Source organism: Chitinophaga sp. CF118 (genome assembly GCF_900112615.1).
GTDB lineage: Bacteria > Bacteroidota > Bacteroidia > Chitinophagales > Chitinophagaceae > Chitinophaga.
The window spans coordinates 115,509-130,000 of sequence record NZ_FOMK01000006.1 but is presented as its reverse complement, the minus strand read 5'-3'; the positions used below and the strand labels follow the sequence as shown (position 1 = coordinate 130,000).

General features: G+C 38.2%; 16 protein-coding genes. 3 read left to right on the top strand and 13 right to left on the bottom strand.

Going from position 1 to position 14,492, the window contains the following annotated elements:
* Positions 1 to 100: 100 nt before the first annotated feature.
* The 7 genes from BM176_RS22690 to BM176_RS22660 form a co-directional block, all read right to left on the bottom strand.
* On the bottom strand, positions 101 to 991 hold the full coding sequence (locus BM176_RS22690; protein WP_090106628.1) for an AraC family transcriptional regulator: 891 nt from the start codon (positions 989 to 991) through the stop codon (positions 101 to 103).
* Positions 992 to 1,064: 73 nt separating this feature from the next.
* Complete coding sequence (locus tag BM176_RS22685) at positions 1,065 to 2,282, bottom strand: hypothetical protein (RefSeq protein WP_143097884.1); 1,218 nt, start codon at positions 2,280 to 2,282, stop codon at positions 1,065 to 1,067.
* Between the two features lie 54 nt (positions 2,283 to 2,336).
* On the bottom strand, positions 2,337 to 3,215 hold the full coding sequence (locus BM176_RS22680) for a DUF4349 domain-containing protein (RefSeq protein WP_090106752.1): 879 nt from the start codon (positions 3,213 to 3,215) through the stop codon (positions 2,337 to 2,339).
* A complete protein-coding gene (locus BM176_RS22675) occupies positions 3,202 to 3,969 on the bottom strand; it encodes a hypothetical protein (protein WP_090106626.1) in 768 nt (255 codons plus the stop codon). Before BM176_RS22675 ends, BM176_RS22680 begins: the two co-directional genes overlap by 14 nt.
* Positions 3,956 to 4,618 carry a tetratricopeptide repeat protein gene (locus BM176_RS22670; protein WP_090106625.1) on the bottom strand — a complete coding sequence of 221 codons (663 nt, stop codon included), beginning with the start codon at positions 4,616 to 4,618 and terminating at the stop codon, positions 3,956 to 3,958. Before BM176_RS22670 ends, BM176_RS22675 begins: the two co-directional genes overlap by 14 nt.
* 152 nt (positions 4,619 to 4,770) lie before the next feature.
* Positions 4,771 to 5,340, bottom strand: a complete 570-nt coding sequence (locus BM176_RS22665; protein ID WP_090106624.1) for a hypothetical protein — start codon at positions 5,338 to 5,340, stop codon at positions 4,771 to 4,773.
* A gap of 14 nt (positions 5,341 to 5,354) precedes the next feature.
* On the bottom strand, positions 5,355 to 6,278 hold the full coding sequence (locus BM176_RS22660) for a beta propeller repeat protein (RefSeq protein ID WP_090106623.1): 924 nt from the start codon (positions 6,276 to 6,278) through the stop codon (positions 5,355 to 5,357).
* A gap of 264 nt (positions 6,279 to 6,542) precedes the next feature.
* On the opposite strand from BM176_RS22660, the gene BM176_RS22655 reads away from it, so the two are divergent.
* From BM176_RS22655 to BM176_RS22645, 3 genes are all read left to right on the top strand, one after another.
* Positions 6,543 to 6,953, top strand: a complete 411-nt coding sequence (locus tag BM176_RS22655; RefSeq protein ID WP_090106622.1) for a hypothetical protein — start codon at positions 6,543 to 6,545, stop codon at positions 6,951 to 6,953.
* A gap of 253 nt (positions 6,954 to 7,206) precedes the next feature.
* Positions 7,207 to 7,617 carry a radical SAM protein gene (locus BM176_RS22650; protein WP_090106621.1) on the top strand — a complete coding sequence of 137 codons (411 nt, stop codon included), beginning with the start codon at positions 7,207 to 7,209 and terminating at the stop codon, positions 7,615 to 7,617.
* 7 nt (positions 7,618 to 7,624) lie between these two features.
* Positions 7,625 to 8,299, top strand: a complete 675-nt coding sequence (locus tag BM176_RS22645) for a hypothetical protein (RefSeq protein WP_090106620.1) — start codon at positions 7,625 to 7,627, stop codon at positions 8,297 to 8,299.
* An 85-nt stretch (positions 8,300 to 8,384) separates the two neighbouring features.
* Here the strand turns inward: BM176_RS22645 and BM176_RS22640 are convergent, their stop codons facing one another.
* The 6 genes from BM176_RS22640 to BM176_RS22615 form a co-directional block, all read right to left on the bottom strand.
* Entirely contained in the window at positions 8,385 to 8,786 is a 402-nt protein-coding gene (locus BM176_RS22640; RefSeq protein ID WP_143097883.1) for a hypothetical protein, read from the bottom strand.
* A gap of 19 nt (positions 8,787 to 8,805) precedes the next feature.
* On the bottom strand, positions 8,806 to 9,423 hold the full coding sequence (locus tag BM176_RS22635; RefSeq protein WP_090106618.1) for an SMI1/KNR4 family protein: 618 nt from the start codon (positions 9,421 to 9,423) through the stop codon (positions 8,806 to 8,808).
* A 104-nt stretch (positions 9,424 to 9,527) separates the two neighbouring features.
* Complete coding sequence (locus BM176_RS22630) at positions 9,528 to 11,714, bottom strand: tetratricopeptide repeat protein (RefSeq protein WP_090106617.1); 2,187 nt, start codon at positions 11,712 to 11,714, stop codon at positions 9,528 to 9,530.
* 8 nt (positions 11,715 to 11,722) lie between these two features.
* Complete coding sequence (locus BM176_RS22625; RefSeq protein WP_090106616.1) at positions 11,723 to 12,427, bottom strand: hypothetical protein; 705 nt, start codon at positions 12,425 to 12,427, stop codon at positions 11,723 to 11,725.
* A gap of 51 nt (positions 12,428 to 12,478) precedes the next feature.
* Positions 12,479 to 13,306 carry a YwqG family protein gene (locus BM176_RS22620; RefSeq protein WP_177230499.1) on the bottom strand — a complete coding sequence of 276 codons (828 nt, stop codon included), beginning with the start codon at positions 13,304 to 13,306 and terminating at the stop codon, positions 12,479 to 12,481.
* Between the two features lie 39 nt (positions 13,307 to 13,345).
* Complete coding sequence (locus tag BM176_RS22615) at positions 13,346 to 14,491, bottom strand: SMI1/KNR4 family protein (RefSeq protein ID WP_090106614.1); 1,146 nt, start codon at positions 14,489 to 14,491, stop codon at positions 13,346 to 13,348.
* Between the last annotated feature and the right edge of the window lies 1 nt (position 14,492).

Below are 14,492 nucleotides of genomic sequence, written 5' to 3'. Positions count from 1 at the left end.
TTCTAACCGTTCGGGAATTGTTTCTTCATAACGGTATAAAATTAGGTGTAGGTGGGTATATTCAAAATGGTCTATTCTTTCATTATAATGGATTATCCTATTATTTTTCTCTCATTGCCTTATACTGCTCCGGCGATACATTCATATATTTCTTAAAGAGCCGGGAGAAATAATAAGGATCATCATAACCTACCGCTTCTGCCACCTCTTTTACTTTTATATTATCCTTGTATAATAACTGACAGGCTTTCTGTATTTTAAGGTGAATGAAATAATCTATTGGCGGCATGCCTGTAGCCTTGCGGAATAACGTGGAAAAATAAGATGCAGACAGATGATGCTTCGCGGCCATCTCTTCTACCGTTAGCTTAGCGTGCAGCTCTCTACGCATATGTAAGATAGCCTGGGTAATACAGTTCTCTTCCAACTGCTGCACATGCTGGTATTTATCAGGATATAAAAACGTAGCCAGAAAATGATACAGGCATAAATTGGCATTACATAGATTCTCCGTACTATATCCCATTGCTAAACTCTGGTACATAGTATCCCAGATTTCCAGTCCCTTTTCATTTAAAGGGATCTGACGGGGACCGTCATTAACTCCTATACCAAATGATTTATTAAACCCATTCATATCCTTTCCGCTGAAATGCACCCAGTAAATCGTCCAGGGATCATCTTCATCAGCCCCATAACGCAGGTATTCGCTGGTAGCAGGTATGATTACAAACTGATTAGGGGCTACCACATAATGGTTACTGCCTATCTTATACCATCCTTTGCCTCTCATGCAATAGACCAGGATGTTATCCCTGCAACCATTTCTTCGCTGACGGTGGTGGAAGGTGGCCTTAGGGAAATACCCGATATGCGTAATGTAGATCTGGCTGGTAGCAGGGTAGTTCTTTACCAGGTTGGTACAGACAGCCTCTGGCAAACTGATAAGTTTTTCACCTTCAAATCCGTCACGCCTTTTGTTTTTCACCATCTTTTTTTCGGAAAATATAAGAAAAAAAGGCTGTATCGGATATCCGAGTACTTCAGTGGAGGCTATAACGGATTTATTTTAACAACCGGGTTAAATCTGTTCTGTTATTTTTCAATGCAAGTTCTAATGGAGTGATCCCATCTTTATTAATTACATGAAAAGAAAACTTTGCCTGTAGTAAAAGCTGAATTGTGTTCTCAATTAAACCTCTGCAAAGCATTGCCTGATGCAATAGAGTATTTCCTTTTTTATCTCTCAGATTTCTCATTGCAGGCTGGAAATTTTTCAGGAACGGAACCAGAAGATCTTTCTCATTTCTTCTTACCAGGCTAAAAATTGTTTCTGGTACAGATTCGATGATAAATTCCAGCAGCCAGTGAGCATGAAGGGAAAAGAATACTTTAAAATACTTCCTGCCTGTATTGCTACTTGTACAACTATTAATCAAACCCGTAACAATTTCCTCATTAATACTCATTTTCATAGCCTTTAAATAAGGCTTTATGTAGTCATTTTCATATGGAAAAAGAATACCAATCCATTTTAAATTTACAGGAGCAATACGATTGAAAAATGAAAGTGATTGATATATCTCTTCATGAGGAAATGGAGAGATTCCTAAACAAATCATCCTTAATATTATCTTCTCCTGTAAATCCAAAGCTTCGGGAGAATTTCTTAAGTTTATAATAAAAATCGAAAAGGGGTTAAACTTATAGATACTTGTATTTTTTAGAATTTCGCTTTCAATTATCCAGCAAAATATTTTATAACAATATTCATAATGATCCATATTATGAATATAGCTTTCGTTTCCAACCCCAGCTGCCAGGTACAAACAAATCCATTCTATACTGTTAGATCCTCCATTACCTGCGTAAGCCTTTTGCGAGTTTAGATCTGCCTCTGCTATTATAGTTATTCTAATAATTTCACAAGCTATTTCCAAACTGGCTTTACTTGTTATTATAGGAATGTTCTTAATTGCCATTGCAAGATTGTAATTGCCTAATTCATCATTCCCCAAACGTTTAGCAGATGCTCCTTTTTGAACAAGTACCTGAAGAGATACCAGGACATTCTGAAGTTCGGTTGAAGGAGGATTCAGGAAAAGACTTCCCAGTTTTTCGAATTCCGTTTTAAACTGTTCGTCAAGCAGATTTAAATCTTCTTCAGTAGCAAGTTTCCTTACAGATAGCCAGACAGATTTCTCTTTCTCAAGATTCTCGCGATTTGAAATTACATCCTCCTTTATCTGAAGGAAAGATTCAATAGGGAAAGCTAATTCCATTACATGCTGATTTTGCCCGGTCATATTGCAAGCATTCTTCAGAGAAATTACGAATCAACTCTTCATTTTGTCTGTTACTAATTTCACTATTCTCAGCTTATCAATAACTAATAACAAAATAAATATGGTGGCTACCAGTCCTAATAATGTAAATGTTAAAACGGCATAATATTTTATTGTCCATTCTAATGCTACTTTAACTCTTCTGGCAACACTTACTTTCTTTTCAGGAGCACCTTCATACAGAGAGAATCTAACGGTACAGAATTCATTCTCCGTATCGAAATTACCCAGTTCAACTCCCAATTCCTGCATTTGTGTTTCTATCTCCAGTATCTTATCATGCAATTGAATATAATCGCCAATAGCACCTCCTCTGGATTTCAACTCATTTAATGAAGTCAGGTTCTTTTCAAGAGACGCCTTCTTTGCATTCAGCTGGCGATATTCATTAGTTTTATCAATCTTTGTAATCTCCGTGGATCTCACCAGCCCGATGTGCTGAATGGTGGCGTAGAAGCTATCGAATTTCTCAGGATTAATACCAATCAGCAGGTGAATCTGCCGGCTTCCTTTATTCCCTGTATTTTGTTCGTATTGAATAACTCCTTCAAAAAGAGTCGCTTCTTTTTTAATATTGTTGATGTCTTTTTCAAACTGTGAAGTCTTTGATTTAACAGTAGCCGTTTTCTCATATTTCTGAGAAACGGGCATATTAGCAGGTTGCATACTTCCCTGTTTAATCTGCAATTTTTCAGAAGCGTAGTTCTTCCTTAAGCTACCTACACTACTAAAGAAGTCATCTGAATATTCGCTTCCATAAGCAACGTCATTACCAATGTAACCGTACATCAGTCTGAATAAGAACATTAAAATAAATAATCCGCCAAACCATTTAGCGCATTTCCAGAATCGTTGTTTAAATGTTTTCATATTTTTCCTCAAGTTTGTATTTTTCATTCAATAAATACCAATCCCCACAATCTCTGTCTAAATTATAAAAGCTAACAAAATATTTCTTTTCTTCCTCTGTCATGTCTGTTTTTTGTACCAGATCAATTGTCGCCAGTATCTCCATCCCCGTCTTATATTTCTTTATCAGGTAAAGAATTGTTTTATAGATCCGATATAGTGTAAACCGCATGAACACAACATCATCCGGATGTTCCCTGGCTCTTGCTATATAATAATCCAAATACCATGCATACGTAGGTATTTCCTCATATATATCCCTGTTAAAAGAAAATCTTCCATCTGTTATTTTATATTCATCGATCCAACTACAATCACCATCTGAACAATACATAAAGAAATGGCAATCTTCAATAACATCCGCTAACACCTGAACAGCAAAATAAATATTTTCAATGGGAAGATAAACTTTATCAGTTGCCATGTAAACATCAAAGAAATATTCATCCGCTTCAAGAAAGTCATATTGCCCGCGAACATCTTTTTGTCTCTGAAGCCTGATGAGCTGACGAACCTGATCCGGAAGCTCGTTATAGATGAATAATGCCATTTCAAGTGCATCCTTATCATCTTTCAACTTCAGGACCATCCTGTCATACTTAAATTTCGGGAATGGAACAACCTGGTGAAAGACCAACGAATAACGGCCATACCAGGGACTATCCCGATTATGCCTGAACCAATCCTCAACAGCTATATTCTCAAATGGATTCATAATCCGCTATTTGTTGCAAATCTGGCAACTGCTGATAGTATTTTTCCATCGTAGCACTTTTCGAGATCATGAAATCCAACTCCATGTTTTGTGCTATTTCAATTGCTTTCATGGCGTAGCCAGCGGCTTCGGTTTTTCTATCCAACTGGTAGCATAAATGTGCCAGCAGTTCATAATAGTGATGTTGTTCATGATCTTCACTTAAGCTACCTCCCGAATCCGGATAATTAATGACCAACTGCAAGGCTTCTTCTAACCTGTCTGTCTGTTTGCGCAGTATGATGATTTCAGCAAGCAGCAGATCTTCTCTACGAATAACACCAACCCGCTTGAATTTTTTATGAAAATCAACTACTGATTGCAAATATGTCTCTGCACTTTCAAAATCACTTCTCTGGTAATAGTAGTCTCCCAGAATACCCTGTACAACAGCAATGATATATATTTCATCAGGATATCCGGTCATTATCATTTGAAGCAATTCAATACCTGCTTGTTGCGTTCCTTCATCTTTACTTCTGGATAAAGTATCTCCCTGAATCTGTAACGCTGTTACCCGCATGTTATGTTCAACTTGCTGCAGCTTGTCGAAAAAAGCGGTCTTTATTTCAATACTCCATGTTTTGTTTCTGTACCATTCATCCATCATCCTTTGTTATTTTTGAATATTAATATTTGCGTGTCCCGTGAGGGGAGGCCTATGTTATATCCAGTTTATTTTCTGAAATAAGTTTTTCTGTAATGTTAAACGATGTATAAGCAGCGCTTAAATGCAGGTATTTTCTCTGAGTTGGTCATTTATTATTCATTATAGTATTGTGCGAACCACGCACCAAATGAAGCTTTAAACTCATCCTGTGCGGTTTTTATTATTACATCGGGTTTATCTATAGCGTCTATATTAAATGTTTCCTTCAACCAGTCTTTATAGACTTGTGCGTACTCGCTTTCCTCATCATCATCTTCACTTTTATAAAAATAGGCTTCATCGTGATATACCGATATTTCATGATCGAATGTCAGCAACTGCATTAACTCAAGGATATTCTTTGCCACAATATGAACACCACCTTCATCACCGAATACAACAACGGGCATTTCTTTTAAAGACTTGCCTTTCCCATCATCCCAAAATACATAAATAGAACCGGAACCATTTGCAACAGCAAATGGCATCAGCATCTTTAAAAAATCTTTATCTGTTGACCAGGAAGAAATGGCTGATTCACCATCGCTATCAAGGTAAAAACATTGCGAATAGCTTTCAGTACCATATTCCTGTTCGAATTCAAACAGCGCTGATAACTCTTCAGGGAGTTTATTACCATGAAAATTACTGGCGAATTTTTCAGACTTAGTATGTTCATTCATTATTTGTAGATTTTTTATTTAAAAGGTGGATGCTTCAGTCGCTGCCATTTTTTGCCATCGAATAACACGATGTCTTCTTCTCCAACTGAGAGTAGGGTGTTTTCATTTGAGTCTATGGTACCACTGGTGGCGCCCAGTTTCTCAAAACCGGGTTCAGGATGAAGTCCATCGTCCATGACTATATACAGATGCCCTTCTTCATCTGCTATATACCATTGGCCCTTGAATTGTGTCGCGCTTTTGAATGTCCCTGTTTCATTTGTCTGAATCACCTTCCATTGTGTACCTCTCCCTTTCAGCACTACCCCATTTTCGCCACAGATTAACACGGTACCATCAGCCCCACAGCGAACACATTCCAGGCGAGTCTTTACAGGGCTATCAATTTGTTGCCATTGTTTTGTTTTACGCATCCAGATTTCTCCGCGATAGCCAACAGCGTAGATTTCATTATCATATATCCCATCAACGCTTAAAAAACCTGCGATCTCCAGGGAATCTTCTTCCAGAATAACACCAGCATCCAGCCGCGCCCATTTCCCATTCATGATCTTTCTACTGTAAACCTGCCTTCTCATACCCACAGCAACGAAGTAATCCCCAATGGCACGGACCTCACTCATGGTCCTCAGATTGTTAGGGCCATTTTTGCCTTTGTGGACGTGTTCATTATGGACAGCACTGGGTTCATTGATGGTTAGTTGTCCATCGATTCCCATGTAGCTTACATGTCTTGCGAAATTCCCTTTACCGGATGTTAATGAAACAATGTCCATATCTTCCTGGAATATCTTCCAGGTTTTATCTTTTAAGATGGCCAGTAAGCTATGGGGTATGTCTTTATTCTCCAGTTCTTCAGATGCGGCTATAATGGCAATAACACCTGTTTCTGTAATTATCCCCGTGATGTATCCAATCTCTGGTGGCAGTTTACTCATTTGATCAACTTCTTATCGTTCTGTCAAAAATACATTACTGAAAGAGATTACATAACTATCGTACTACTACAAATGATCTACATGCATTAAAAACATCTACATCGTCAATTATATAATCAATTACAATAAATTGATTATCATAATCTTAAAACATCTGTAGAATAGGTGTAGACTATTTGTAGTCGACCAATATTTGTACATACTCCCCCCGCTACTTAGTTTTGGTCTTCTACTAAATTTCTTAAAAACCTTAAAATTAACATCATGGGATTATTAGAAAAAAGAGCATTGAAAGCATTTCAGGACGGCAGCTACAAAACCTTAACAGATGAAATCACTGCAATTGCCGGTTACACGATCGAATTTGAGATCAACTGGGATACCCTGGCACTAGATGAATATGCAGCTATATATGATGATTCCTTTACCAAGGTATATTTTACTCCTCTTATAGCAGCCTTAAAAGAAATAACAGCTGATGATATGGGAAAAGAAGCACTTAAGGAGGCTTTGAAGAAAGTGGTTATTAAAAATGAAGGAGGGTTCGTTTATGGATCCAATGCCTATTCATTCAGTAATGGTGTTTTAACAATAGACCATGTACCATTTAGTAACGTAGACAATATTACTGAGCGTTCTACTGAGTTGGGAGCACTTTTAATGAAAAATTTATAGAAATCCAATGAGCAAATTATTAAACCCGGTTCCTGCTATTGATAAGCAGGAACTTTTATTTTAACAGACCTCGCTTACCAAACACAATATAAATCAATTAACTATAAAAAACACACTACAGTTGTAGAGCATTTGTAGTATATATATATAATAAGCGTAGAGTATTTGTAGTTGACCAATATTTCTACATACTCCATCCTGCACTTACTTTCGGGCTTCTACTAAATTTCTTAAAAAACTTAAAATTAAAATCATGGGATTATTAGAAAAAAGAGCGTTGAAAGCATTTCAGGATGGCAGCTACAAAAAGTTAACAGATGAAATCAATGCACTTGCCGGTTACACAATCGAATTTGAGATAAACTGGGATAGTATAGCAGAAGATGAATATGCAGAGATGTATGATGAAGGCTTTACCAAGGTATATTTCACACCTATAATCGAAGCATTAAAAGAAATTACAGCCGATGATATGGGGAAACAAGCACTTCAGGAAGCCTTGAAAAAAGTAGTTATTAAAAATGAAGGGGGCTTCTATTATGCATCCGGCGCATACTCATTCAAGGACGGTGTTTTAACAATAGATCATCAACCATTCAATAATATAAATAATATTACTGAACGGGCTACAGAACTCGGAGAACTTTTAATGAAAAATTTATAGAAATCCAATGAACAAATTACTAAAATCAGTTCCTGCTATTAATAAGCAGGAACTTTTATTTCATATAGCAGAACATTTTCCTGCTACAATATTATGCCTCACTACTGATGCCGGACGTTCCTATACAGGTGTAATAGTAACGATTGGTAAAGTAAGAAACGATGAAGTCTTTCTGGTATTACAAGTTGCCGATGACAGAAATGCATTAACAACCAGGTTTTTACATCTTACAGTTGGGAAAATCGAGTCCATTGAATTGATTAATCCTGCTGATCTGCTTAGTATACTGTCTTTGGGTAAGCTTACAAAAAATGAGACTTACGAAATCTCAGGAAAGTTAGCAGTTCAAAGAGGTTTTCAACTTTTTTCAGAAGCTATTTTTAATGCGCATGCTATAAATGTTGGAGTACCGGCTATGGAGCTTCCTACAGATGGTCTGCAATTAAACAGGGTATTAAAGCTTACGCAAAAAATACAACAGGTCATTATTGATCTGCTGAAAGAGGAGGATGCTCTTAGCGGTTGGAAAGCTCGCTATAATAAGATAGCCTTTATCAATAATGATTCTCTTGAAGTAAAGGGAGTGAATGATTTGGTAGAGATATATTTTCCATTTGAGAATATTGAGGCTGCTGAAATCTCTACTGAAAAGTTAACCAATTTGCTTATGTCCGTATTATAAGTTAAGCTTATATTTTTTATTAACTGAATACCAGTCCGGACAATCTTTGTCCAAACTGTAAAATCTTATAAAATACTGTTTCTGCTTATCCGGGATGTCTCTTTCCCGTACCATATCGATGATGCAGCATCGCGTGTTCAAGTGGTCGAAGTACCGGATCCAGCTTATGGTCATCTGGTAGTAAGTAATCCAATCCGGGTGCTAGTTCTGGCCGCACAATAGTGGCCCAGGCAGCTTCAATACGGAGAAGTGCATCTGTTATGTCAGTCAAACCAGACAGACGCCAGACAACCCATTCAGTAAGTGCAATACCAAGGCCCATCTTAGTGCGAAAATCAGCTTCATCAATAGCAAAATACGTCTGAAGCTCCTTAGGGGTATCATCATACTCAATAAGCCTGAGTCCTACCTTAAGGTTCCAGGAATAAGTGATCCGCTTCCCTGCAAAGCCGGTGCTGGCAATATGAGATGGTATCTTCAGTGCCATATCATCTATAGTCTTTATCTTATTTATCGTATAATTTTTTGTAGTCAATCCCAAAATAAGTCAGGTTTCCCTCACTACTAAATTCCACCTTCACTAATTCTCCATTTAATAAATCTTCTTTAAATTGAATGAACCAATCTTTAAATGACTTCGTAACCACCCTTCTTTCCTTATCATCATGCCATGTTTTTATTACCTGACCATAGTTTCCATCTTTGGCAGGGTCTAAATCAATACAATAATGATTACAATCCGCATCATCAAAAAAGGGTATCCATAATGGATTCCACCAATCATTTTTAATGCCAGTATCTGGATTTGTTTTCCAGGGCATATTTTTATCATCAATAAATTCTCCCGCATCAACTTGTTCTTTCCACCTTGTCCACACTTCAATTATTTCCTCTATAGACATTAATTTGGTATGATCAAACAAAGAAATATTCGGATCAAACTTTATGGGGGTTTGTCCATTATGAATCTTATAGAATTCAACAAAATCCATAGGCAATTTTACACCTATCAAACGCTCCAATTCATCAATTTGTTCCTGTGTTGCGCCTTCATTTAAATCTTCATATACCATTGGAGCCATTTCTTTTAGTTTATCTTCTACTGTTTTCCACGTCTGTTTCATGTTTTTTATTCTGCTTTATACTTAAATTTAAAGTGCCGCTGCCGGGGGAAGGCATTGTTTCCGCTTCATTTTTCAATACGTTCTTTTACTTCGAAATAATTGGCCTATATTCTATCCTTTAGATTCAGCTTCAAAAGATCAGTTTCATATAAAATTAAATCCCGCTGGGATGCATCCAGTGATAGTGCCTGTTGCACCATTTTCAAAGCATCATCCAAATGATCCTGCTTTGCATAAATACACGCCAGCATATAATACGGATGGTAAAAACGGGGGTTGATAGCGATTGATGTCTCCGCCGCTGCAATCCCTTCTTCTAACCGTCCGGTGTTGTTATAACAGCATGCCAGGTTGCTATATATTTCATTTACCTGCGCCCCTTCCGGAGCTATTTCAATAGCTTTCAGCAGATAAGGAATCGCCTTTTCATCTTGTCTCATATGAACATAAGTAAATCCCACACCAAAATAACCAAGTTCTGATGCAGGCATCAGTACAATATGTTTTTCATAGGCGATCAGTGCATTTTCATAATCTTTCAGGTGATAATGCGCATTCCCTTTCGTGATACAGGTGCCTGGATAATTCGGATCTGCAGCTTCCATCTGTTCCGCTAATTTCAATACTGTTTCATAATCCCCATTCCGTAACCGGATGATACTTTTATTATTCAGGGATTTGATAAAATGCGGATCCTGTGCAATGGACAGGTCATAATATTTCTCCTCCTCCTCTACTTTCTTTTTATCCCGAAACCAAACACCGATATTGAATAAAAGCTCTGCATCCTTTTCTGCAATCACCAGCGCTTCCATCTCATACTTCCGTTCAGATGCAGGTGATGCTGCATTTAGCATTAATCCAATATAGGCGCGTAATTTAAGGTGGGTATTTTCGGTCAGCAGCCTTATATAGAATGGATCATCTGGCGTTGCAGATCCATTTAATTTTTCAGTCAGATACTCTTCAAACAACCTATTTTTCCCCAGCGCTGCTTCAAAAAACATATTTGCGGGAATGCTAAAACCGGCGTTTGAAAACAACCACCCTCCATACACAAGCATTGAGTTATTATATGTCTCTATATTGGGGATGTAGCACTCAATATCAATATTTGCTTTTTCTATCTCCCCTGTTTTATAATACGCCAGTGCTCTTTTAAGTCGAATAGGGATATTCTTACGGATCTCCAGTGCCGCTGAAAAAAGCGCAGCGCTTTCCCTGTACTCATCTGTATTAAATAACAGCAACTCACCTAAATCTCTGTATATCTCAAATACACGATAGTTTTTTGCTACAGCTTCTTTGAAACAAATGATTGCTGCGTTAATATCTCCTCTGCCAAGTACTAACTTCCCCTTCAGGTAAAGTAATCTGGGATCATCCGATTTAGACACTGCGAAGGCTCTATCCAAAGATTCTGCTGCTTTATCCAGCCAATCATTTGCGAGTGCAACCTCAACCATATCCTGGCATTGTATGTACAACCAGCTCCATAACATACTATCTTCCGGATACGAATCAACAACTCCCTGAAAACATTTCAACTGCTCATCATAACTATCCAGTCCCAGCGAATGAAGGTAAATATGTATCTTTCCCCCTTCAATTACCACTTCTTCCATATATTCATCCCACTCCGATGTTGTAAGGAAACGTACATCTTCTATATAAGGACTTATTTGCTGCAACGCAGCAAACAATCCTTCGGGTGTACCTTCCATGTATTTCCTGTTAGAAGACAACGTGAAATAGTCGATCTTATCAAAATCATAATCCTCTTCACTATTGAGATACTCCGCAAAAGGAGTAAGGCTATCTGACTGGTCAATTATAAACCAATTGGCAATTTTATAATCCAGTGAGTGATAAATTCTCTTTATCTCATTTTTATGTGTGGGTCTAAATTTCAAAATGACGTCATATCCTGCCGGATCTATGGCTATAAAATCCTTTTCCATCAATAAACCCGGTTCATCTTTTGCTGCAATAACTTCTGCAATAGATGCATCACCCAATGCATTCACTACAACTTCATCGGTTGCTATTCTTTCTTTGTATGCCACATCAATATTCCAGCACCTGAAGAAATGATTCCTAAAACGATGTACATCTTTTATAGAAGCGAAATAAATAGCTAATTTATAATGAGCTTCCAGTCGATAAGGGTCATGACGAAAAGCATCTTTAAAAAAGGCAGCAGCAGTATCATATCCATTCCTATTCAAATCCTCAAAGGCGATCTGAAATAGATGGCTGATTTCTTCATGCGTTTTAAAATAGCTATTCATAAAATTAGTTAAAAGGTGTAAGGAACGCCATCAAAGCCATTCTCCAGCATTTCATCAGGCGAATGGAGGAATCGGTTGGTTTGCCAGTTGAGGCCAGCCAGATAATCAGCGATGTGTTTGTTGTTCATCTCCGGAGAGGGGACATAGCCAGGATCGAGCAGGTTGCGTGGTACCGGACAACCAGTAGGTGCTGTAAGGTCCATCGGATACATAGTGATCAGACGCTTGATGATTGAGCGCCGCCAGGTCTTGAAAGCATCTGGTCGTCCACACACGTATAATGCAATCTTCGAGATGATCACCGGATTATGCATAAACGGCTTGCTGTCGCGCGCCTCTACGAAGGACATCTGCAGCACATTGAACGACTCCCAGAGTGGTCCCCCCACTGGCCGTTCAAAGGCCGGCTCCCATTCAGGCAGGTCAAAAGACTTGAGGTAGCTCCAATCCACGAGCCCAGCCCAGGCTGCGTCAAGGAACTGGAACACGTCATCTCCCGGAAGTTCAGGACGCAGCCGCCATAACGTCCATTCCAAAGCACCCAGCGAAAACGCCAATGCAGCCCTGGCGGACATCTCTGCCATACGGTGCGCGATGTTCATCTGAAAGAACATCATCTCCTCCTCTGTCGTGTTATCCCAACGATAGGTAACCGGAATGCGCGGTAAATCAGCGGCGGCAATATGGGGTGGAGGCATGTAGTTCAGTTCCATAGGTTTTTGTTTTTTTCTGACAATTATTTCTGCTCAATATATTATCCGGGTTCAGGTAGAGTCCCAATGAAAAAGCAGGTCTTGAAAATTAAGATTTTCCAGATCTTCTTTCCTGATAAAAAATTGTGCACTTCCTCCATCTCCCCAACTCAGGTCTTCATAATTCTGAAACTGAACTAATAAAAAACTATCCTGCCAGTCTGGGCGCAATCTCCTGGGGTCCTGGCAATTCTGGGAATAATGATATCCACCTATTTTGTTCTTTCCATATCCCAATTCTATATCTTGTTTGGAATAACGATGGTCGGTAAGTTTTAAGTAATCCACCCATACGTGATGATTGTTTTTAAATACAGTCTCATACGGCAGTACCTCTTCAAAACGAAAATCAGAAGGAGTGATAAATTCTGTTTCTTTTCGAAAGGAAAGGGAATGTTCCCTAACTCTGAATGATTCCAATGGAGCATTAAAATCTGAAAACAGGAGTTCCTTATCATGGAACACTTCGGGATGATAAATAACCTGCAAATCAACGTTCAGGTTATGCCAATCATAATGATTCACAAAGATCTGTAATATTCCTTTTTCCGGGAAAGATGGTAAGGATGGCATCTCTTCAAAATTGATCTGCAGGAGCAACATGAGTTCCCTTCCTGTTTTCCTGTGCTTAGGCCAGGGCGAAAGATTTACAGTATTAGGGTAAGGAAGATAAAATATATCTGATGGATAATCGTAAGGAAAATAAGGTTCTCCCCCTATTTTACTCTGATACAATTCTGTCTTTTCTTCCTTTAATGATAAAAGTACAGACGGCATAACTGTTGATTCAATACGCTTTTGATATTGCTGAAGTGATTCAGGAAAAATATTTTTCTCCATTGGAATATTTTTATCATCCATTTAAAAGCGCTGCTTACGTTATACATTCCCATTCTTTTTCAACCATTCATTATACCTTTCATCAGTTTTAAAGTCCTGAAAATCAGCAAACCCTGGTAACAAGTTTAATATGTCATGCACGATTTTATATGCTTCTTCTGTTCTCTCAAGTCTGAGTAAAATCCTTACCTGTGTATCATAAAGAAAATAATGTTGTTCTGTTTCAATATGATCTATTCCTTGTTGTATAATCCCAAGTGCATTCTCCAACACCTCTTTTTGTTCCGTACTCTCTGCCATGTACCAGGCCAAGGTGTTACAGACTACCCGCATTACATTCTTATGGTAATGATGATTTGAATTAGCCGGGATCAATGTAAGGGTATGCTGAGATTGCTCAATAACTGCCTGTTGCAAGGCAAAGATCTCTGCTGCTATAAAGTCCTGCCGACAATAGCCTAACAAATAAGAGTACGTCCATACCTTCAGCTCATTAGCACTCAATAAAAAATGATCATCTACTACTTTTCCTGTGCGGAAATATTCAATTACCTCGTCGTATAATTCCAGTGCTTTCTGAAGTCTTACTTTATCCTTTGTGTTATTAAGGTAGGTGCCCGCTTCCTGGAAAGTGCGCTGCATGGCATACCGATATTCAACTTCCTGTTCTTTAGCGTCAAAAGCTGCTTTATCATATTGGATATAATTGTTGTACTTATTGCGATACGATCCATCTGTCATACTCTTTAGCAGTAACTCAATATGCTCAGTAAACGTTGCGGCAATAAAACTGACTCCTCCATCATCTAAATAGGAAACTACATCTATTACTGTCCCGGTTCTTCGAAAAGCATAAAAGTCGAAGCTATCAGGGGAGGAAAATTTCTGAAATATAAATATTTGTCCACTCCATTCGCCTTCAAGGTCACGCACATCCTCCAGTTCTTCAGCAATAATTACCGGATCATACATGTCACACATTTGCTTATCTGATTTTAAAATCTTAAAACCCATTAATCCATGTGTGGTAATGAATTCGGTATAGTCCTCCGGAAATGTAAAGCCAAAATCTGCTTCAAAGTCCCTTACTTCCTGCATTTCTATAGGATCTGTAAATTCAATAAGGATACCCTGGTTGTTGATTTCCGGTTCCAGACGGCGGATAATATCGATTATTTTCTCCATT